Source organism: Acidaminobacter sp. QWL-03 (assembly GCF_058683855.1).
The window spans coordinates 179326-200971 of record NZ_CM178752.1 but is presented as its reverse complement, the minus strand read 5'-3'; the positions used below and the strand labels follow the sequence as shown (position 1 = coordinate 200971).

Below are 21646 nucleotides of genomic sequence, written 5' to 3'. Positions count from 1 at the left end.
GTCTACTTTTCCTTTGCTTCAAGATGTTGGAGATATTGAAAATCTACCTGACGCTGGTCCACATCCACGCGGATCAGCTTGACCTCCACCAGATCGCCTATGCTGAAACGCTTTCTGCTTCTCATGCCGATCAAGGCCATACTTTTCTCATCATAATCGAAGTCGTCCATGATTTCAAGACTCGACATATGAACTAAGCCTTCCACCGTGTTAGGCATTTCGACGAAGAATCCAAAACTAAGCACGGAAGAAATGAGTCCGCTGAAGGTTTCACCCACATGGTTAGCCATATATTCCGCTTTTTTCATGTCATCTGCGTCACGCTCTGCCTGTTCTGCCACACGCTCGCGCTCGGAGGACTGAATGGCCGCTTCTTCAACTATACGTCTGAGGGAGGCGATCCGGCGCTCTGAAAGCTTGCCCTTCAAAGATTCCTTGATGATCCGGTGAATCTGGAGGTCCGGATAACGGCGGATTGGAGACGTAAAGTGACAGTAGTATTCCGCTGCCAGGCCAAAATGGCCTTCATTCAGCGGAGAATATTTGGCCTGCTTGAGGGATCTGAGCATCAGCTTGTTGACCACGTGCTCTTCCTTGTGACCCTCGATCTGCTCGAGGATCTGCTGAACGGTCTTCGGTTCAATGCCGTCTTTTCCAATCTTGACTTTGACACCAAGATTATAGAGATATTTGATAAAAGTCTCAATCTTCTCTTCATCAGGATCTTCGTGGATTCGGTAGACAAACGGAAAGTCCATTCGGTTGTAGTGTTCCGCCACCGTTTCGTTGGCAATCAGCATGAATTCCTCAATCATGCGGTTGGCCACGCGGCGCTCATCCAGTATGACATCAATGGCCTTGCCATTTTCATCTGTAATGACTTTGCCTTCGGCAAAGTTGAAATCCACAGCGCCCCGGTCCATGCGCCGTTTCCGAAGAATTTTTGCGAGGGCTTCATAGAGCTTCAGTTCCGGCAGCAGGTCCTTATATTTTTCTGCAATGTCCGGGGCAGCTTTATCTTCCAGGAGATCTGAGACATTCGTGTAAATCATGCGGTATTTTGAACGAATGACAGACTCGTAAATCTCATGCTTGACGACTTCTCCGGATGGTGTAATTTCCATGTCCACGCTTAGTGTAAATCTGTCCACATCTGGGTGCAGACTGCAGAGGCCGTTGGAAAGACGCTTTGGCAGCATTGGCACAACCTTGTCTACCATGTAGACGGAGGTCCCGCGGTCAAAGGCGTCCCGATCCAGTTCTGAACCTTCTTTGACATAATGGGTGACGTCTGCGATATGGACACCAAGAACCAGGTTGCCGTTTTCAAGGGTGTCTATGGAGATCGCATCGTCCAAGTCTTTGGCATCCGCACCATCTATGGTGATAACGAGCTCGTCCCTGAGATCCGTGCGCCGTTCTATTTCCAATGGGTCCAACTCTTCCGGGAAGGATGCCGCTTCCTCCTCAACTGAAGGTGGAAAGGCCTCCGGCAAATTGAACTTACGAATGACAGAAAGGATGTCCACGTATGGATCGCCTTTCTTACCCAGGACTTCGACTATGGTGCCGCCTGGAATTTTGGAGCCTTTAGGCCAGTCAGTGACTTTTAGAACAACCATGTCACCGTCCATGGCTTGGTTGGTATTCGCGAGGTGGACGTAGAAGTTCGTTCCGATCTTTGGATCCTGAGGCTCGACCAGACCATACTTCTTGTACATCTTAAAGGTGCCGACCACTTGCGTGGCCCCCCTGGAGAGAACTTTAACCACGGCGCCTTCGCGGCGGCGACCATCGGCAGAGCGCTTTACGATTTTAACCAGGAGGGTGTCCCCCTGGAATACGCCTTCCAGCTCAGGCTCAGGGAGGAAGATATCATTGCCCTTCTCTCCGGGCACCATAAGGAAGCCAAAGCCGCGCTGGGCAATGTCGACCTTCCCTATGGTCATGTCAAACATTTCAGGTGTTCCATACTTTTTCTTCTTGGTAGCCACGATGGTGCCCGCCGCCGCCATTTCTTCAAGGGCGCTGTAAAACAAGCCCTTGTCCTGGGCGCTGACTTCCAGGTACTCTTCCAGAACATAATCAAAGACAGGCTGTTTATAGTGGTTTTCTATGGCGTCTAGAATTCGGTCTTTCATGGGAAACCTCCTGTTAAGGGATCGTCGGGTTGGCGTTGACAGCAGATATTTCATGCAAATCATGAAGCGATAAATCATTGTTTATATACCCTAACCATCGGCAAAAGAAACTAAAAACCCCTCCGCACACTTCACAGTGAAGTGCCGGAGGGGTCTAAATCACAAGCTATTAGAGCAGTGATCCCATCTGAATGAAGAGTGGCGCGAAGACGAGCGCAACAATTGTCATCAGCTTGATCAGGATGTTGATGGAAGGACCGGACGTATCTTTGAATGGATCGCCTACTGTATCGCCAACGACAGCCGCCTTGTGTGGCTCGCTGCCTTTGCCGCCGTGGTGGCCTTCTTCAATGAATTTCTTCGCGTTGTCCCACGCGCCGCCTGCATTGGCCATGAAAATCGCCATGAGAACGCCTGTGACGAGGGCGCCGGCGAGCATGCCGCCGAGGGCCTCTACGCCGAGGATCAGACCCATTGCGATTGGGGAGATGACCGCCATAAGGCCTGGAACCATCATTTCCTTGAGCGCGGCAGCGGTTGAGATGTCAACGCACTTCGCGTACTCAGGCACAGCTTTGCCTTCCATGATGCCCGGAATGTCGCGGAACTGGCGGCGAACTTCCTCGATCATTTCATAGGCAGCCTTACCAACAGATTCCATAGTCATTGCAGAGAACAGGAACGGCAGCATACCGCCGACAAAGAGTCCTACGACGACATTCGGGTTGAGAATGTCGATGTTTTGGATCTGCGCCGCAGTAGCAAAAGAAGCGAAGAGAGCGAGTGCCGTCAGCGCAGCAGAGCCAATGGCAAAGCCTTTGCCGATGGCTGCAGTCGTGTTGCCCACCGCGTCAAGCTTATCTGTGATCTTACGAACTTCTTTAGGCAATTCGCACATTTCTGCGATACCGCCAGCGTTGTCCGCAATAGGACCGTAGGCGTCGACCGCAACCGTAATACCAGTGGTAGACAGCATTCCGACAGCCGCAAGCGCGATGCCGTAAAGACCCATGAACTTGTAGGAAACCAACGTTGCGAGCGCAATCAGAATGATTGGCACTGCAGTGGAGTACATACCGACAGCAAGGCCGCTGATGATCGTCGTCGCAGGACCCGTCATGGACTGCGCCGCAATTTTCTTAACGGACTTGTAATCTCCGGAGGTGTAAATTTCAGTGACTTGACCGATGAGTGTACCTGCGATCAGACCGGCGACGACAGCGAAAGCAGCGTTCATGTTGCCAAACGCCATATTGGAGAGAACAAATGCCGCTATGATAACGATGCCTGAGCTGACATAAGTACTCATTTTAAGGGCTTTATGAGGATTGGACTTCTCGTCGCCTTTAACGAAGAAGGTTGCGATGATTGACGCAATTATGCCTACTGTTGAAAGCGCGATTGGGTAAAGAATGCCTGGTTCGCTGTAAAGGACAAAGCCAAGGGTTACAGCAGCAATAATGGAGCCAACGTAAGACTCGAAGAGGTCAGCGCCCATACCAGCGACGTCGCCAACGTTGTCACCAACGTTGTCAGCGATAACCGCAGGGTTTCTTGGATCATCCTCAGGAATGCCGGCTTCGACTTTACCGACGAGGTCAGCGCCGACGTCAGCTGCTTTGGTATAAATACCGCCGCCAACACGCCCGAAGAGTGCAATAGAGGAAGCGCCCAGGCCAAAACCTGTAATGATGGTGCCGTCCCTGAAGATCAAATAAAGCACTGTGACGCCAATAATACCAAGTCCGACAACGGACATCCCCATGACAGCGCCGCCGGAAAACGCAACGGATAATGCACGGTTCATGCCGCTCTCCTTAGCGGCATTCGCAGTACGAACGTTGGCCTTGGTAGCGACCTGCATGCCTATAAAACCCGCAAGTGCAGAAAAGAATGCGCCTACAAGGAAGGACACACCTGTTTGCCAGTTGATGCCAATTGAAATAATGACGAATAAAACCGCGGCGAAGATGACCAGCGTCTTGTACTCTCTTCTCAAGAACGCCATGGCACCATCATGAATGTATGAGGAAATTTCCTTCATACGCTCTGTTCCCACATTGACCGAATTGATCTTTGCGGATACAAGGTAGTATGCAAACGCCAGAGCAAGGAGTCCTGCAACCGGTGCTGCGTAAATCATGCTGAAATTCAAATCTGTCTCCTCCTTAAAAGTGTGTTGTTGTTATATTATCTGCCCTGAAGATACACAAGCAGAAGGGTACAGAGAATAAATGCGATTGCCGCAATCTTGGTGATTTTGTCCAATAAATCGTCATAAGCTCTGCCTTTTTGCTTTCCGAACAACTGCTCAGCGCCGCCGGCGATAGAACCTGAAAGTCCCGCGCTTTTTCCCGAATGCAGCAGTACGCTTGCGATCAGGACAAGTGATGCTATTACGACGATGATCATCACAAAAGTATCCATTAATTATTTCCTCCTCAAATGAGTTGTTTACCATGGATTATTCTAACATAGTGATTTTGTTAAATCAACTGGATTTGTATATTGTATATTTAGAAACTTTCGGTCAAAACTGAACTATTTGTTGAAATTGCAATGTATTGTTCATTGACTTGCATTTTATAAAATCACGACCGAAAGAAAAGGAAGGAAAATGGTGCTGATGGCCGTCAGGCGCTTCAACACCAAATTCCCCCCTCTGCCGATTCAGGCACTTTGAGAAGATTAAATTATTTAAGATTGTAGAAGGCACTGAGTCCTGCATATTTTGCAGACTCGCCAAGCATTTCTTCAATGCGGATTAATTGGTTGTACTTCTCAACACGATCGATTCTTGCAGGCGCTCCGGTTTTAATTTGACCTGCGTTGAGAGCGACAGCGACGTCTGCAATAGTCGAATCTGAAGTCTCGCCGGAGCGGTGTGAAATGACAGCCGTATAGCCGGCACGTTTCGCCATTTCAACAGTGTCCAGTGTTTCTGTGATGGACCCGATCTGATTCAGCTTGACGAGAATGCTGTTCGCAGTTTTGCTTTCAATACCGCGAGAGAGACGCTCAACATTTGTAACGAAGAGGTCGTCGCCAACGATCTGAATTTTACTGCCCAGCGTATCAGTCATCAGCTTCCAACCCGCCCAATCCTCTTCATCAAAACCGTCTTCAATTGAGATGATAGGATATTTTTCGACGAGGCCGGCATAATAATTGACAAGTTCTTCAGAAGTCATTTCTACGCCTTCACCTGACAGCTCATACTTGCCCTTTTCTTTATTGTAGAATTCCGAAGCTGCTGCGTCTATAGCGAGACGGATATCCTCACCAGGCTTGTAGCCAGCTTTTTCGACGGCTTCCAAAATAACTTTGATGGCTTCTTCGTTAGATGCCAGGTTAGGCGCAAAGCCACCCTCATCACCTACTCCTGTAGCCAGACCTTTTGACTTGAGTACGGACTTCAGAGCATGATAGATTTCTGCGCCCATTCGCACTGCTTCGACAAAGCTCTTGGCGCTGACCGGCATAACCATAAATTCCTGAATATCCACGTTATTGTCCGCATGTGAACCGCCATTGAGGATATTCATCATTGGAACCGGAAGCGTTTTAGCGTTGACGCCGCCAAGATACTGATAAAGTGGAAGTCCAAGGGATTTCGCAGCGGCTCTGGCTACTGCCATGGAGACACCCAGGATGGCATTGGCACCGAGCTTGGCTTTATTAGGCGTTCCATCCAGCTCAAGAAGGATGCGGTCGATTTCAGTTTGGTCAAAGGCACTCATGCCAATCAATTCAGGTGCAATGATCTCATTGACGTTATTGACGGCCGTTAAAACACCTTTCCCAAGGTAGCGGGATTTATCGCCGTCGCGGAGTTCAACAGCTTCGAAAGCGCCTGTGGATGCGCCTGATGGAATACCTGCGCGTTCCATAGTGCCGTCTTCGAGGTAAACTTCGACCTCAATGGTTGGATTGCCTCGTGAATCGAGAATCTCTCTGGCATAAATGTCCAAAATAGTTGACATAATATAATCCCTCCAATTATTTTTCTATCAGGCTTATGCCTGTCATTTCTTCAGGCTTACTAAGGCCCATCAGTTCCAGAAGCGTCGGTGCCAAATCGCAAAGTTTGCCGCCACTGCGAAGTTTTTTGTCGCTTTGGGCAATCAAAATACACGGTACCGGATTAGTCGTATGCGCTGTAAAGTTTTCATGGGTTTCGTAATCAATCATCATTTCTGCGTTTCCGTGGTCTGCCGTGACAATTGCACTGCCTTTCAATGCCTCGAGCTTTTCAAGAATCCTGCCCAGACACTGATCCACGGTTTCAACTGCCTTAACGGCAGCATCGAAATCGCCGGTGTGACCTACCATGTCGGGATTAGCAAAATTTAGAACAATCAAATCATACTGATGACTGTCCAGGGCCTCCAAAACGCCCTCTGTTACCTCAGGTGCACTCATCTCAGGTTTGAGATCATAAGTCGCAACTTTTGGCGAAGGAATCAACTTGCGGTCTTCCCCAGGATTTGGAGCCTCAACCCCGCCATTAAAGAAAAAGGTGACGTGGGCATATTTTTCAGTTTCAGCAATTCTGAGCTGCCGTTTGCCAAGGGTACTCAGATACTCGCCCAGTGTATTGTTAATGTCCTGGGGCGCATAGGCTACGCTGACATTTGGCATTGTGATGTCGTATTGCGTCATACACACATAGTGAAGTGGGAAATAGTGATGGTTGAAACCGTCAAAGGATGGATCCACCAGCGCACGGGTCATTTCCCTTGCGCGATCCGGCCTGAAATTGAAGAAGATGACAGAATCACCTTCCTGAATCTGCGCGACCGGTTTGCCGTCTTCCTGTATGACTACCGGCTCGACAAATTCATCCAGTACCTCTTTAGCATAAGAATCCTTTATTGCCTGCAGTGCGCTTTCAGCACTGTGACCTTCACCATGGACCAAGGCGTTATAAGCTCTTTCTACCCGTTCCCAGCGCTTGTCCCGATCCATCGCATAATAGCGGCCGCTGACTGTAGCGATTTTACCTTTAACTTTTCCTTGTACTGGCGCTAAATGGCCCTCAAGCTCTTCCACAAATCGCAGTCCGCTGGTTGGTGATGTATCTCTGCCATCCAGAAAAGCATGGATAAAGACTTGGTCCAGTCCTCTTCCTGACGCGAGATCCACCAGTGCCTTCAGATGATCCAGATGACTATGGACGCCGCCGTCAGATACAAGTCCCAATAAGTGGAGTTTGCCGCCGGTTTTCAGCGCATTGTCCACCGCGCCTGCCAAAGCCGGATTCTCATAAAAGTCGCCGTCTCTGATGGACTTGGTGATTCTTGTCAGTTCCTGATAAACGATGCGTCCGGCGCCAATGTTCAGGTGCCCGACCTCTGAATTGCCCATTTGCCCATCTGGCAGACCGACATCCATACCGCTTGCGCCCACGAGAACGTGGGGTCTGCTCTTGATCAAACGGTTGAAAACGGGTGTTTTCGCCGCTTCAATGGCATTGCCTTCTAAATTTTGATTGTATCCCCAACCGTCGAGGACAATCAACATGACAGGTGATTTAATTGTTTCCATGGCACATCTCCTTAAAAGTTGACAAGAGAGAGAAAACTGTCCGGCTTGAGACTTGCGCCGCCCACCAAAGCACCATCAATATCGATTTCATTCATGATCTCTTCAATGTTGTCTGGCTTAACGCTGCCGCCATATTGGATCCGAACTTCCTCTGATATCACATCGCCATATTTCGCTTCAATCAGACCTCTGATAAAACCAATGACCTCCTGAGCCTGGGCAGCCGTCGCTGTTCTGCCTGTGCCAATCGCCCACACCGGTTCATAGGCAATGATTGTCTTAACCGCTTGTTCTGGTGAAACGCCCTCAAAGGCTGCATTTAGCTGACGACGGACAACCGCTTCAGTGCTCCCCGCTTCACGTTCTTCCAGAGTTTCGCCACAGCAGACAATAGGCAGAAGACCTGCCGCATGTGCCTTTTTGAGTTTCAGATTGACGGTTTCGTCTGACTCATTAAAGTATTGACGCCGCTCTGAGTGACCTATGACCACATAAGTTGCTCCAGCTTCTTTAAGCATCTCCGCTGAGATTTCTCCGGTGAAAGCGCCTGAGTCCTCAAAATGCATATTTTGAGCAGCAATTTTGATTGGTGTTCCCTCAGCCGAGACACTTAGAGGCTGAATTAAAGTAAACGGCACACAGAGGACCACTTCGACTTCCGTTTCGCCAAGTCCCGCGGCAACTTCTCTTATAAATTCACTGCCGCTTGTCATGTTCATGTGCATCTTCCAATTACCTGCGATAATAGGTTTTCGCATGAATGTCCTCCTGATTTTTAAGCGTTTCGGTCATCAAGTGCCGCAATACCCGGCAGCTCTTTTCCTTCGAGGAACTCCAGCGAAGCGCCACCTCCGGTGGAAATGTGGGTCATTTTATCGCCAAAGCCCAGCTGATTGACAGCAGCCGCGCTGTCCCCACCGCCTATGACAGTGATGGCATCAGACTCAGCCAAGGCACTCGCCACTTCAAAGGTCCCCGTCGCAAAAGACTTGAATTCGAATACGCCCATTGGTCCATTCCAGACCACAGTTTTCGCGCCTTTAATAACGCGCTTGAAATTCTCGACAGTCTTAGGCCCAATATCAAGCCCCATAAAGCCCTCTGGAATTTCAGCGTCGCTCGAAACCTGAGGTACGGCGTCAGCGGAAAATGCATCCGCGTAGACATGGTCGACAGGAAGGAGAAGCTCAACGCCTTTTTCCTTTGCTTTCTCGATCATTTCGAGGGCATACTCCATTTTATCAGTTTCAAGCAAAGATGTCCCGATATTATATCCTTGTGCTTTCAAGAATGTGAATGCCATACCGCCGCCAATAACCAGCGCGTCGACTTTTTCCAGAAGATTGCGGATGACGTCGATCTTATCTGAGACCTTCGCGCCGCCTAAAATAGCGACAAGCGGTCTCTCAGGCTGTGTCACCGCAGCGCCCAGGTACTTCAGCTCTTTTTCAATCAAATAACCACAAACAGATGCTTCCACAAATTCGGTGACACCGACTGTGGAAGAATGCGCTCGGTGTGCAGATCCAAAGGCGTCGTTGACATAACAATCTGCAATTGAGGCCAAGTCTTTGGAAAAGGCTTCGCCATTCTTGGTCTCTTCACTTCTGAAGCGTGTATTTTCGAGCAGTATGACTTCTCCTGCTTTCATGCGCTCAACCGCTGCGCGAGCTTTAGGACCGACAACTTCCATTTCCTCAGGGAATCCCACCGGAATACCTAAGATCTCTGACAAACGCTTAGCAACAGGAGCCAGTGAAAAGGCAGCCAGATTGTCACCTTTGGGCTTTCCAAGATGTGAACACAGGATTACTTTTGCGCCATTCTCCATTAAATAGCGAATCGTTGGCAAAGCGCCGGTGATTCTGCTTTCGTCCGTAATAACGCCATCTTTTAACGGTACGTTAAAATCCACCCGCACCAGAACACGCTTGTCTTTCACAACGAGATCCTCAACACTCTTCTTATTGTACACCATTAAGCATCCTCCCTCTCAAAAAAATGTTGTCACCATCAGCCTGATGCCGTCACCGAAGGCATATTTTGCTCAATGTGACATGATCTGCCACAACTCCGAACATTATGAAAAACCCGGACCGGCTGAGGATCCAATGCGCCATCGCACGAATACCACTTCTCCGGTCCGGAGTTCGATTCAAATCGTTTAAGCTTAGATCCCTTTACCAACCATATAGGCAACAAGGTCGACGACGCGTGCAGAATAGCCCCATTCATTGTCATACCACGAAACGACTTTCAGCATGTTGTCGCCAATGACCATTGTTGAAAGACCGTCAATAATTGAAGATCTCTCATCCATTTTATAGTCCATTGAGACAAGCGGTTCATCAGAAAATCCGAGAATCCCTTTGAGCGGGCCTTCAGAAGCCGCTTTCAATACTGCGTTCACTTCTTCAGCTGTAACTTTCTTCTCGGTCTCGACGACCATATCTACAATTGAAACCGTAGGTGTAGGTACGCGAAGTGAGAATCCATTGAACTTTCCTTTGAGTTCCGGAATGACCAGTGCAACAGCCTGAGCGGCGCCTGTAGAGGTAGGAATAATGTTTTCGGCCGCGGCGCGGGCACGTCGCAAATCACTGTGAGAACCATCCAGGATGCGCTGATCATTTGTGTAAGAGTGAATAGTCGTCATCAGACCCTTGACTATGCCGAAGTTCTCAAGGAGCACTTTGGCAAACGGCGCGAGGCAGTTCGTCGTGCAGGAAGCGTTGGATACAATGTGATGCTTTGATGGATCATACAGACCTTCATTGACACCCATGACAATAGTGATGTCCTCTTTTTTCCCTGGGGCTGTCAGGAGGACTTTCTTTGCGCCGCGTTCAATGTGCTTGGCAAGCTCTTCCCCAGTTCTGAAAGCGCCTGAGGCTTCGATGACAACATCAATGTCATGCTCCGCCCAAGGCATATTCTCCAGCTTTCTTTCGGATGTAATTTTAACTTCCTTGCCATTGACGAATAGGCTGCTGCCCTCTGCATAAACTTCACCGTCAAATTTTCCAAACAGGGAGTCGTACTTCAGCAGATGCGCCTGAGATGCCGCATCCTTTGGTCCATTGATCAGAACGATTTCAAAATTCGGATCTTTCATTCCTGCATAAATTCTAAATGTATTTCTTCCAATTCTTCCAAATCCATTAATGGCTACTCTTGTTTTTCTCATGATTATCCTCCTTGAGTGTAAGTTAATTTGTGTCATTTAGTATCGCTCTTGCGACTGCCTCATCCGTGACCAAAATTAGCCCCGAGTGCAGTTTGCAAACTGAAACAATGGCATCCTTTTTTCCCAGCCCGCCTGCTACGGCCACCGGGCTCTGTATGGCTCTGAACCGCTCAAGGGTGATGCCGATGGTGCTGATTTCATACACGATCTCGCCCTCGCGGTTAAAATAGTGTCCAAAGGCTTCTGCAACTGCGCCCCTACTCTTAATGATACCAATTTCCTCCTGATTTAAACCACGACGATTTGCCATTGTTAAAGCATCGCCAATGCCAAAAAGAAGGACAGTGATCTTTTCGATCAATAACATCAGTTCTCTGATCTCAGGTTCATTCTTGAGGCTGCTGATCGTATCTCTTGACAATATATCCGGTGTGAAGAGAAGCTTGTACTGACAGCCCAAGCTGTTTGCGAAGCGCTCGACGAGTGTATTCGCCTGATACTCTGCGCGATTGCCGACGCCGCCACGTGCTGGCAGAATCATGGCGTTTGGAAAAACCTCTTTGTCATGACGGAAGCTGTCAATGACGCTTTGAACCGTTGTTCCTCCTGTAATGCCAATGACACTGTCGCTTTGAATCACTTTTTTAAGATAGTGCGCTGCCACCTTTCCCAGCTCTTTTTGTGCAGCTGCCTCATTTTGCGAATCCTGTGCCGGCGCCAGTATAACTTTTCGAATGCCAAGTTTCTTTTCCAGCAGCTGTGCCAGTTCAATAAGCCCAGAGCGATTCTGAAAGTACCTCTTCAGAAGTTCATAGACTTCATAGCCTTTTTTCGTCAGATACATACCTTCAAGCGAAAAATCAACCAAGCCTTGTTCCTTCAAGATCAGGGCTTCTTTGCGGGCAACACGTTCTGTCAACCCCAGCTGGGTTGACAAGTTTCGCCTTCCGATAGGCTGATGATCTTGGAGGAGACTCAGAATCCTGTAACGTGACGCTAAAGCTTCTACCAGTTCCGGTGCAGCGCTTCTCAGCATGACCGCGACTTCTGATAAATGCATCATTTCATCTTCGGAAGCATGATTTGAAAACATAGACACCTCCAGCTCCAATTTTCGCGGGACTTAAAAAGTCCTCATGTCCCATTTTTGTCCCTGTGTTGCAAAAAAAATATCCACCCAACTTATTTTAACACATTGAGTGGATGATGCAACCCATATTCTGGTGATTATGTTCAGTTCATGTACTTTTAACAAAGTGACATGAAATTTAAAACCGCTTGCGCTTTGAAGAGGATGGAATCAGAAGTTCATCCCTATATTTTGCAACAGTACGCCTGGAAATTATGATGCCGATCTGGTTCAGTTCTTCCATGAGTTGCTGGTCACTGAGGGGCTTTTTGGGATCTTCCCGATCTACCAGTTCTTTCATGATTTTTTTGATGGATTCCGAAGACACGCTCTCCCCCATTTCGCTGGAAACGCCGCTCTGAAAGAAATACTTGATCTCGAAAAGACCATGAGGGCACTGAAGGTACTTTCCACTGACTGCCCGACTGACCGTGGATTCATGAACGCCTATTCGCTCGGCTATGTCTTTTAGCGTCAAAGTCTTCAAATACATAGGGCCTTTCTCAAAAAAATCCGATTGAACCTCCAATATGGATTCAACCACTCTATAAATGGTGTTGCGGCGCTGCTCGATGCTCTTGATCAGTTTCATAGCCGAACTGAGTTTTTTACTGATATAATCAGAGGCTGCATTTTGCTGATCACTTTCCAAAATGCGTCTGTAAAAATCATTGATGTAAAGCTTAGGTGCCGTTGAATCACTGACCAGGATCACGTAGTCACCCTCATTTTTAGTAATCACGACATCCGGCACCACATATCTGGTCTCGTCTTCTGAGGAAAATGCACGGCCTGGTTTTGGCTCAAGCCCCCTTACCAGGTCACAGGCATCCTGAACCTTTTCAAGCGTGGCACTTAAAGCTTTCGCTATATTTTGAATCCTATTGTTGGCGAGATCCTGAAGATGAAATTCAATGATTTCTGCGGCGAGAAGGTGAAGATCGCTGCCATTCGCCAGCAATTGAATCTTAAGACATTCAGCAAGATTTCTGGCGCCGACGCCCGGGGGATCAAAGGTTTGGATCACTGCCAGAATTCGCTCATAGTCCTCCACTGTAATTGGAAACCTATCAAGTACTTCATTAAGCTGCAGATCGAGATAACCGTTCTTATCAATATTTTCAAGGAGAAACTGCGCGACGTCATAATCCATCCCTTTCAGATCACTCATACAAAGCTGAAAGGCCAGATGGTCGTAAAGACTTTCTTTGGCAGGCAGAAAACTTTCATAGGAAAACTCGTCGTCTCTGGCCTCGGATGACACACTAGAACCCCGTTCTCGGTTCATGCTCTGAGAAACTTCTTTCCAGTTTATGTTGTCCAGACCATTGATTTGAGCTTGTTCCTGAACCGGCTCGTTCAGCGGCGCCGGCACTTCATTCACGGCAGGCGTAGGCGCCTCATCCTGGGACTGCAGCTGAAGCACCGGATTGGTCATCAGCTCCTCCTGAATGAACTCTTTAAGCTCAACCGAATTATACTGAAGAATTTCAATAGCTTGCTTCAGCTCGGCAGTCATAATCAATTTTTGGGTCTGGATCATATTGAGATTCATGTTCATCTTCATTTTAAAGCAACTCCAGTCCTCATTCAGATAGCACGGGCGAGGTGCAGAATAGCTTCCAGTACGCCTCCGCCAATGCTTCTGGCTTTGTCTGAGATTGTCAGGCAATGATCTTCTTCGGCGCGAGGGTCGACGTCAGCCACTTTAAAGCCCTTCGTCACGCGAAGCCCATCGCTGAGCTGACCCCGTAATACGCCGGATATTGTTGCTATAGCCGGCTCTCCGTCCACTTCCGCAACGGCCTGGCCTTCTTCAATACGCTCGCCAATTTTGGCAAGAGGTTTGTAGATGCCATCCTTAGGCGCACGAATGACGCGCTCACCAGCGAAGCCGCCAATCAAGCCGGGAACAGCTGTATCCGGTTCAGGTATGCCATTGTATAAGACGCGGCCCAGATAATGACCGCGCATGGTCTCTATAACTGCATGGACATCTTTTCCGGCTTCAAAACCGGGTCCCAGTCCAATGACAATTGGTGCCATATCTATAGTCGTCCCAAGATTGCGCTTCGCAATGATCGCGTCGACAACCACATCAAACCTCATTCGGTTGAGGCCCTCCAATCTGGGGTCTACTACAACAGGCACCGCATTCTCAGCCCAAACGGATTCTACATCCGGCCATTCAACTCTCACAGCGCGTATACCTTCTACAAAGGTTTCCCCGTCAAAAACCGCCTGAGCAAAGGAAACCGTTCTTCTGATCACCGTAGGCTGGGCAATTTCAACTGCGACGACCTTGAAGCCAGATTCATGAAGCTTTGCAATGACGCCGGTCGCCAGGTCTCCGGCGCCTCTTACCAATATGCGCAATTCCTCAACGCCAAGTCTCACCTGGGTCTCAGCTCCTTCATGGATTTTCCTGAAGCCTCTTTCATAACCATGAGCACTTCGGCCAAAATACTTATGGCAATTTCAGGCGGCGTTTCAGCTCCTATGTCAAGTCCAATTGGTGCGTGAACCCGCTCCAGAAGTGCCTCATCCACATTTTCCTGTCTTAAATGGTCAAGAATTATTGAAACTTTGCGCCGGCTGCCTATGACGCCAATATAGGCGGCATCTGAACGGATGACTTCTCTAAGTGCCATTTCATCACTATCTTTTGTCGCAATGATTATATACGTGTTCGAATCGACTCGTGCCAGCTTCATGGCTTCAGCCATGTTATCACGGACATGAATCTCTCTGGCTTCAGGAAAGCGCACAGGATTTCCAAATGATGCGCGGTCCTCAACTATGACCACGTCATAGCCCAGTTCAAGGGCAAATTTATACAAACTCATGTTCACATGACCTCCACCGGCCAATACCAGGCTTGGGCGTGTCACATGGACTTCAACAAAAACCTTCAGTCCGCCGCCGCAGTGCATAGGCAGTCCATCCGGCGCATCACTATTCAGAACCATCTCTACCATTTCTGACTTGCCGCACTTAATAGCCTCCAGAGCGCGGTCAATCACTGTTTTTTCAGCTAATCCGCCGCCTATGGTACCAATAATTCCGCCCTCTTCCAGAACTATCATCTTTCCGCTGTGGCGTGGCGTAGAACCCTTGGATTCAATTATTGTGGCCATGGCAAACGGCACATTGGCTTTCACCAATTCTGATGCACGTTCGTATAGATCAAGCATGCGCTCACTCCTATCTTCAATACCACGTATAAAGTGCCATTCAGATTCTAATCCAGGCACCGCATGATTTTCAGCAGTACTCTTATTATACTCTTATTTTGCTTCAAATTGAAGGTAAAAAGAAGCCATGGTCTAACATTGACGATCTTACTATCGTTTCAAAGTTAAGTTTCAAACGCCAATGTAAAAAAATGGAGGCGAGGACCCCAAGGTCCCCACCTCCATTTTGACACTTCTTAACAGGAAATCAGTGATGCGCTTTATCGTAGGGCTGGCCGCTGGCTTTTGGCGCCACGGCTTTTCCAACAGCACCGACGAGAACCAGTATGGTCGCGACGTAAGGAAGCATTCTAAGAAATTCTGAAGGAATCCAACCGATTCCCAGTGTGGACGCCTGAATTTCAATAGCTTCAGCGAATCCGAAGAACAGGCAGGCCATCAACGCTCCAACTGGGTGCCACTTGCCAAAGATCATAGCGGCAAGGGCAATAAAGCCTTTGCCCGAGGTCATGCCCTCACGGAACATGTTGACTGCACCTATCGACAGCGATGCACCAGCCAGACCAGCAAGCGCACCGGAAATCAATACGCAGATGTAGCGAATTTTATAGACGTTGATGCCCACAGTATCCGCTGCTTTTGGATGCTCCCCTACTGCTCTGACCCGTAATCCGAACGGCGTCTTAAACAGCACGAAGTAGGCAATGATGACCACTATGAACGCCAAATAGACGAATGGATTGAGACCGCTGAAAAAACTGCCTAAAACCGGTATGTCATTAAGAAATTGCAGCGTTTCAGGACTTCTGGACAGTCCGCCGCGAATTGGATCCGTCTGTCCCGAACGGCCATAAATGACCTCAAGAAGGTATGCCGCAAGACTTCCTGCCAACAGGTTGATGGCAACACCTGCGACGACCTGATTCGCCCTGAGATGAATCGCGAGAACACCGAGGATCAGCGATGTCAGCATGCCCATAGTCATGGCCACTAGAATTGCGACCCATGGATTAGGCACGTATCTGAATGTCAAAATCGCAAAAAACGCACCCATGATCATGATCCCTTCCAGTGCAATGTTAACCACACCGGAGCGTTCAGTGAAAACCCCGCCGATGGACGCGAAAATCAACGGTGTCGCCAGACGCAGAGTCGACGCGAGAATGGCCATAATAATAATCATCATTTCTCAGCCACCTCCGTTTTAGGACCTTTCCGCCTGAATTTTTTCTTCAGATCCGGGAAGTACTGCAGAATCGCTTCACCAGCGATGAAGATGATGATGATGCCTTGAATAATACCAACGACTTCTTTTGGAATCCCTGCGATCTGCATTTTCCGTTCGCCATTAGCCAGGATGCCGAACAGAAGCGCGCTGGCAAGCACACCCAGCGGGTGATTCTTACCCACCAGGGCGACTGCAATGCCAGTAAAGCCATAACCTGCCGAAGCAGGCGCCTGGTCGATCTTGAAAGTCAACCCGGAGACCAGTGTCGCACCGGCCAAACCTGAAAGCATACCTGAAATAAACATAGCTTTGATGATGTTTTTCGAAATTGAGATGCCGCCGTATTCAGAGGCAAATGGATTAGAGCCGACTGAACGAATTTCGTAGCCCATAGTCGTTTTGTAAAGCAAAAACCACATTACAAATGCCGCGGCTATGGCAATAAAAATGCCCGTGTGAAGACTGGAGTTTCCAAATATCGGCATCAAATCAGACATATTCGACAACCGGGCGTTCTCACCAAGAATCACCGAATGCGCCTTTTGGACATCCCCTTGCAGGGTGGATGGATTTAAAGAGGTCCGAATAAAAAAGTTCGTTAAAAAGAGCGCAGTGTAATTGAGCATTATTGTGACAATGACTTCATGTACACCCAGCTTTGCCTTTAAAACTCCCGGAATCGCTGCCCATAGGCCACCGCCAAGAGCCCCCGCAGTCAGGATTACCGGGATCAGTATTGGCGCTGGTAGGTCTCTAAAAAGATAACCGGCGGTTATAGTAAATAGCGTGCCCATGACAAACTGACCTTCCGCGCCAATATTGAAGAGTCCGCATCGAAACGCAAACGCAATGGACAATCCTGTAAAGATCAGTGGTGTTGTTTTCAATAAAGTCTCACCAATACGACTCATACCGAACATGCTGCCGCTGATCAGTGCATAATAGGCCACGAAAGGATTGTTTCCGGTCATAATTATAAAGATGGAGCCAATCAAAAAGGCGAGAAAAATGGACAGCAATGGGAATTTAAAATTGTCCCATAGCTGAGCCCAACGGCTTTCAGTTGTTTTTTCCATGATCCCCCTCCTTATCTTTATCAGTTTTATTCAGGGAACCGCCTGCCATGAGTATGCCAAGTTCACGCTCAGTCGCTTTGCTGCCTTCAACGAGACCTACAATTGCGCCGTCATAGATGACAGCGATCCTGTCCGCAAGCGCCATAACTTCATCCAGTTCCAAAGAAACGAGCAGAACAGCTTTGCCATGGTCCCTTTGTTCGACGAGCCGCTTATGAATGAACTCAATGGCGCCAACGTCCACGCCGCGAGTCGGCTGTGACGCGATCAGCATCACGGGATCACGCATGAGCTCTCTGGCGACGATCAGTTTTTGCTGGTTGCCGCCGGATAAAGCGCTTGCAGCAACGTTCTCACTAGGCGTTCTGACGTCAAATTCAGCGATCAGCCCACGGCTGTAGTCGTGAATTTTGGGATAATTCATGATGCCATTTTTACTGAAAGGCTCTTTTTTGTGGCTGCCCAGAATTGAGTTTTCCGCCAGAGTATGAGACATGACAAGCCCTCGCTTTTGCCGGTCTTCCGGAATATGCGAGATGCCTTTTTCAATGATATCTTTGGTATGGGCTTTATAAATGTCCTTATCCGAAAAGCGGATACTCCCTGATTCTGGTTTTCGGAGTCCGGTTAACACCTCGACCAGTTCCGTCTGTCCATTGCCATCCACGCCAGCAATGGCGAGGATCTCACCTGCGCGAACGTCAAAGCTGCAGCCCTTAAGAACAGGAACTTTCCGATTGTTCAGGCAACGCAAATTCTCAACCTGAAGAAGGACCTCCCCCGGCTCGCGAGGTGATTTTTCGACTTCAAGCTGAACTTTGCGTCCAACCATCAGCTCAGCCAATTGATCCACGGAAGTATTCTCATTGACCAAAGTCTCGATGTTCTTTCCTCGCCTGATCACAGTGACCCGGTCGCTCAACGCTAAAACTTCCTTCAGTTTGTGGGTAATCAGAATTATTGATTTTCCCTGATCCGTCAGTCTGTGCATAATGACACCGAGCTCTTCGATCTCTTGAGGTGTCAAAACTGCCGTTGGCTCGTCGAGAATCAGAATTTCAGCGCCTCTGTAAAGCGCTTTCAGGATTTCGACGCGTTGCTGCATGCCTACAGTGATATCATGAATCACAGCATCCGGATCCACCTGCAACCCATATAAATTGGATATTTCCCTAACATCCGCTCTGGCCTTTTCAATATCAAGTCTGATGCCTTTTTTGGGTTCAGAGCCGAGGATGATATTTTCCGCAACAGTAAATGGCTCCACCAGCATGAAGTGCTGATGCACCATGCCTATTCCGTAGCTGATGGCGACATTTGGATCTTTAATATCAACTTTTTTGCCATGAATATAAATTTCGCCTGAAGTTGGCGTATAAAGTCCGTAGAGCTGGTTCATCAAAGTCGTTTTCCCTGCGCCGTTTTCTCCCAGCAGAACATGGATTTCTCCCTGTTCCAAAGTGAAATCGACTTCATCATTCGCTATGACGTTTGGGAATTTCTTTGTGATTTTCTTCATTTCTACAACATGAGGCACTATTGATCCCTCCAGTCTGCTCGATAAAAATTGAGTCGGATGTCGTAACATCCGACTCAGAAAGATTGCTTGTCAGGTTATTAGAGTGTAGGTGCAGTAAAGGCAGTGAATTCAGCTTCGGTTTGAGGTACTGTGAATTCGCCATTTTTGATGGCTTCCATGTACTTGTCTGCTTCAGCTTTAAGATCGTCAGTCAAGTTGCCGGCATTGTCAGAGTAACCAATACCGTTGTTGGAGATATCAAAAGTATGGATTGTGCCTGTGAAAGTGCCATCCACAACTTCTTTGGTGACAGCGTAAACGCTCTCGTCAACACGTTTGATCATGGAGCAAAGGACGTTTGTTGGAGACAGTGCTGATTGGTCCTGGTCAACGCCAATTGCCCAGAAGCCTTGCTCTTCAGCAGCCTGAATCAGACCAACGCCTACGCCTCCAGCGGCATGGAAGATGACGTCAGCGCCTGCTTGGTGCTGAACGATCGCGATTTCCTTGCCTTTTGCTGCGTCATCAAAGGAATCCGCATAGTTTACGAAGACTTCTGCATCAGGGTTGACTGCTTTGACGCCGGCACGGAAGCCGTATTCAAATTTTTCGATCAGAGGGAATTTCATGCCGCCAATGAAACCAATTTTATCCGTTTCAGTTTTGAGACCGGCAATGACACCTACGAGGAATGACCCTTCATGCTCCGCAAAAGTGATAGATGCAACGTTTGGCATTTCTACTACAGAGTCGACAAGCGCGAACTTCTGCTCAGGGAATTTTTCAGCGGCCTGCATCATAGCTTCGTTAAAGAGGAAGCCGACGCCGATAATAAGCTGGACATTTTCTTCAGAGAATGAAGTCAGGTTTGGCAGATAGTCGTCAGCAGTTGTAGATTCAAGTACCTTGCGCTCTATGCCAAAATCCTTTTCAGCACGCTCAAGGCCATACCATGCAGAATCGTTGAAAGATTGGTCTCCAAGTCCGCCTGTATCTGTGATCATGCCTACGACAACGCTTTCTTTTGTCTCTCCGCAGCCTGCGAGCGCACCGGCTGCAAGTACCACGATGAGCAGTAATGCAAATAACTTCTTCATCATCCCGTTCCTCCTCATTTTTAAGGTTGTGCCAAATGTCCTTTTTCTATCGCAAAAAAATTCACCAGAAGACTTACAACTCAGAGCACCTCGTACTGCGGGCTTAGCCCACACCTCAAACTTTCCGATGTTGTTAAAAATCTTGACTGGCGATTCTCCCTGCACTCTCTAATGGACAGGCTACACCTCATGTTGTTGAACACACTCTAATTATATCCAAAAATGACCTAAAGTATCAAGCAAAGAACAAAAAAAAAGACCGGCACGTCACTCGAACCCGTGACATGCCGGTCAGCAATTCAGTTCTTCATTCGATTATAGTTCTTTTAGGTCTAGCAAGGCACCGCTTCTTTAGCAAGGAAGCCCGCTTCCGCCAGCAGCTTGATTGCAAGCTCAAGCTTCTCTTCAGCCACCATGACAATAGGTCCGGTGCAGCCCATGCCGCTTTCCGCATAGACGCCCTGCTTCCAAAGCGCTTTGACCGCGTCTTCTAGGTCCATAATGTCAATGCCTGAAACGGAGCCGGTGACGACTTCTTTCGCAGGCGCTGCCACTTCTGTCTCTTCTTCCGCTGCAGCTGATTTTTTTGTATCCTTGGTCAGTCCCTTGACAATGGCGTCAAAGCCCGCTGCGCGAACTTTGTCGAATTCCGCTTTCGCGACCTCTTTCAGATTGCCCTTGGCGAGCATAGCGCCATAACGGATCGCGTTCGCGACAACCGGTACGCCGGAGGCTCTGGAGAGGATCAGGATGGCGCGCTCATAGTCAAAGCCTATGCCAGGACCATAGCCAAAGCCAGTGGCTTCATAGCTTCCGCCCGTTGTAAAGGAAGAGAACATCTTCATCAGAATGTTGCCCGTCAGGGTATCCGTGACCATGACATCGACAGAACCCATGAGCAGGTCGTTGCCGCGCATGACATTGCCGCCGTCTGAACGGCCGGACTCGCCGAAGCTGAGGTCATAGCCTGCAGCGATCAGCTCTTTGAGGCCGCGCTCAACCGTACGCGCGTTGTCCACATTCAAAATACCCACGGAAGGTTTTTGGATGCCCATGGCTTTTGCCGCAATCACGCCATAAATGGCGTTTTTCAGCATCGCTTCCGTTCGGTTGGTCGCAGAGGTGCCCGTCGTCGTCGCTATGAACATTTCCTTGCCAATTCCCGGCGTCACCACACGGCCAACCGTTGAAACGCCGATTGGGAACGTATAGTGCATGGTGACACAAGACTGGATATAGCCGCTGTCCAGAAGCTCTTCCATCTTCCCATGCATTTCGTCTTCGGAATTGATTTCGATCACTTCAAGGGAAGTGTCGCATTTTGGTCCAATCAGGACAATATCATAGTCCGCGTCGCGCGCCGCGAGTTCCGCGCCTTTGACGAGGTTGTCCACGCCGTGCTCGCTGCCAAGGGTAGTCAGGCCCACGCGAACGCGGCTCCCGAACTTACCCGTTTGAATGGCATCCGCGATCTCGAGGAACGCATTTCCCAGAATCTTTTTTACTTCGAGGTTCTCAGACATATTAG

General features: G+C 48.7%; 17 protein-coding genes. All 17 read right to left on the bottom strand.

Going from position 1 to position 21646, the window contains the following annotated elements; genetic code table 11:
- Positions 1 to 2: 2 nt before the first annotated feature.
- The 17 genes from rnr to grdD all read right to left on the bottom strand — a co-directional run bounded on the left by rnr (position 3) and on the right by grdD (position 21641).
- Positions 3 to 2141, bottom strand: coding sequence for a ribonuclease R (rnr, locus tag AC4PHM_RS00840; protein WP_492019010.1), 2139 nt, complete (start codon positions 2139 to 2141; stop codon positions 3 to 5).
- Positions 2142 to 2310: 169 nt separating this feature from the next.
- A complete protein-coding gene (locus AC4PHM_RS00835) occupies positions 2311 to 4284 on the bottom strand; it encodes a sodium-translocating pyrophosphatase (protein WP_492020437.1) in 1974 nt (657 codons plus the stop codon).
- A 47-nt stretch (positions 4285 to 4331) separates the two neighbouring features.
- Positions 4332 to 4568 carry a preprotein translocase subunit SecG gene (secG, locus tag AC4PHM_RS00830; protein ID WP_291404894.1) on the bottom strand — a complete coding sequence of 79 codons (237 nt, stop codon included), beginning with the start codon at positions 4566 to 4568 and terminating at the stop codon, positions 4332 to 4334.
- A 266-nt stretch (positions 4569 to 4834) separates the two neighbouring features.
- A complete protein-coding gene (gene eno / locus AC4PHM_RS00825) occupies positions 4835 to 6124 on the bottom strand; it encodes a phosphopyruvate hydratase (protein WP_492019009.1) in 1290 nt (429 codons plus the stop codon).
- A gap of 16 nt (positions 6125 to 6140) precedes the next feature.
- Positions 6141 to 7688: a 2,3-bisphosphoglycerate-independent phosphoglycerate mutase gene (gene gpmI / locus AC4PHM_RS00820; RefSeq protein WP_492019008.1), complete on the bottom strand. Its 1548-nt coding sequence runs from the start codon at positions 7686 to 7688 to the stop codon at positions 6141 to 6143.
- Positions 7689 to 7699: 11 nt separating this feature from the next.
- Positions 7700 to 8446 (bottom strand): triose-phosphate isomerase, encoded by a 747-nt coding sequence (gene tpiA / locus AC4PHM_RS00815; RefSeq protein ID WP_492019007.1) that lies wholly within the window; start codon positions 8444 to 8446, stop codon positions 7700 to 7702.
- Positions 8447 to 8463: 17 nt separating this feature from the next.
- Positions 8464 to 9666, bottom strand: a complete 1203-nt coding sequence (locus AC4PHM_RS00810) for a phosphoglycerate kinase (protein ID WP_492019006.1) — start codon at positions 9664 to 9666, stop codon at positions 8464 to 8466.
- A 192-nt stretch (positions 9667 to 9858) separates the two neighbouring features.
- A complete protein-coding gene (gene gap / locus AC4PHM_RS00805; RefSeq protein WP_492019005.1) occupies positions 9859 to 10875 on the bottom strand; it encodes a type I glyceraldehyde-3-phosphate dehydrogenase in 1017 nt (338 codons plus the stop codon).
- A gap of 22 nt (positions 10876 to 10897) precedes the next feature.
- The gene (locus tag AC4PHM_RS00800; protein WP_492019004.1) at positions 10898 to 11968 is read right to left on the bottom strand and encodes a sugar-binding transcriptional regulator; all 1071 of its coding nucleotides are present in this window, start codon (positions 11966 to 11968) and stop codon (positions 10898 to 10900) included.
- A gap of 175 nt (positions 11969 to 12143) precedes the next feature.
- Positions 12144 to 13571: an RNA polymerase factor sigma-54 gene (gene rpoN / locus AC4PHM_RS00795; RefSeq protein ID WP_492019003.1), complete on the bottom strand. Its 1428-nt coding sequence runs from the start codon at positions 13569 to 13571 to the stop codon at positions 12144 to 12146.
- A gap of 23 nt (positions 13572 to 13594) precedes the next feature.
- Positions 13595 to 14401 (bottom strand): selenium-dependent molybdenum cofactor biosynthesis protein YqeB, encoded by an 807-nt coding sequence (gene yqeB, locus AC4PHM_RS00790; RefSeq protein ID WP_492019002.1) that lies wholly within the window; start codon positions 14399 to 14401, stop codon positions 13595 to 13597.
- On the bottom strand, positions 14398 to 15198 hold the full coding sequence (locus AC4PHM_RS00785) for an XdhC family protein (protein ID WP_492019001.1): 801 nt from the start codon (positions 15196 to 15198) through the stop codon (positions 14398 to 14400). Before AC4PHM_RS00785 ends, yqeB begins: the two co-directional genes overlap by 4 nt.
- Before the next feature lie 247 nt (positions 15199 to 15445).
- A complete protein-coding gene (locus AC4PHM_RS00780) occupies positions 15446 to 16384 on the bottom strand; it encodes an ABC transporter permease (protein WP_492019000.1) in 939 nt (312 codons plus the stop codon).
- Positions 16381 to 17502, bottom strand: a complete 1122-nt coding sequence (locus AC4PHM_RS00775; RefSeq protein ID WP_492018999.1) for an ABC transporter permease — start codon at positions 17500 to 17502, stop codon at positions 16381 to 16383. The genes AC4PHM_RS00780 and AC4PHM_RS00775 overlap by 4 nt, the downstream gene beginning before the upstream one ends.
- On the bottom strand, positions 17486 to 19039 hold the full coding sequence (locus AC4PHM_RS00770) for an ABC transporter ATP-binding protein (protein WP_492018998.1): 1554 nt from the start codon (positions 19037 to 19039) through the stop codon (positions 17486 to 17488). The genes AC4PHM_RS00775 and AC4PHM_RS00770 overlap by 17 nt, the downstream gene beginning before the upstream one ends.
- Positions 19040 to 19119: 80 nt before the next feature.
- Positions 19120 to 20121 carry a BMP family lipoprotein gene (locus tag AC4PHM_RS00765; RefSeq protein ID WP_492018997.1) on the bottom strand — a complete coding sequence of 334 codons (1002 nt, stop codon included), beginning with the start codon at positions 20119 to 20121 and terminating at the stop codon, positions 19120 to 19122.
- A gap of 329 nt (positions 20122 to 20450) precedes the next feature.
- Positions 20451 to 21641 carry a glycine/sarcosine/betaine reductase complex component C subunit alpha gene (gene grdD, locus AC4PHM_RS00760; protein WP_492018996.1) on the bottom strand — a complete coding sequence of 397 codons (1191 nt, stop codon included), beginning with the start codon at positions 21639 to 21641 and terminating at the stop codon, positions 20451 to 20453.
- Positions 21642 to 21646 lie beyond the last annotated feature (5 nt).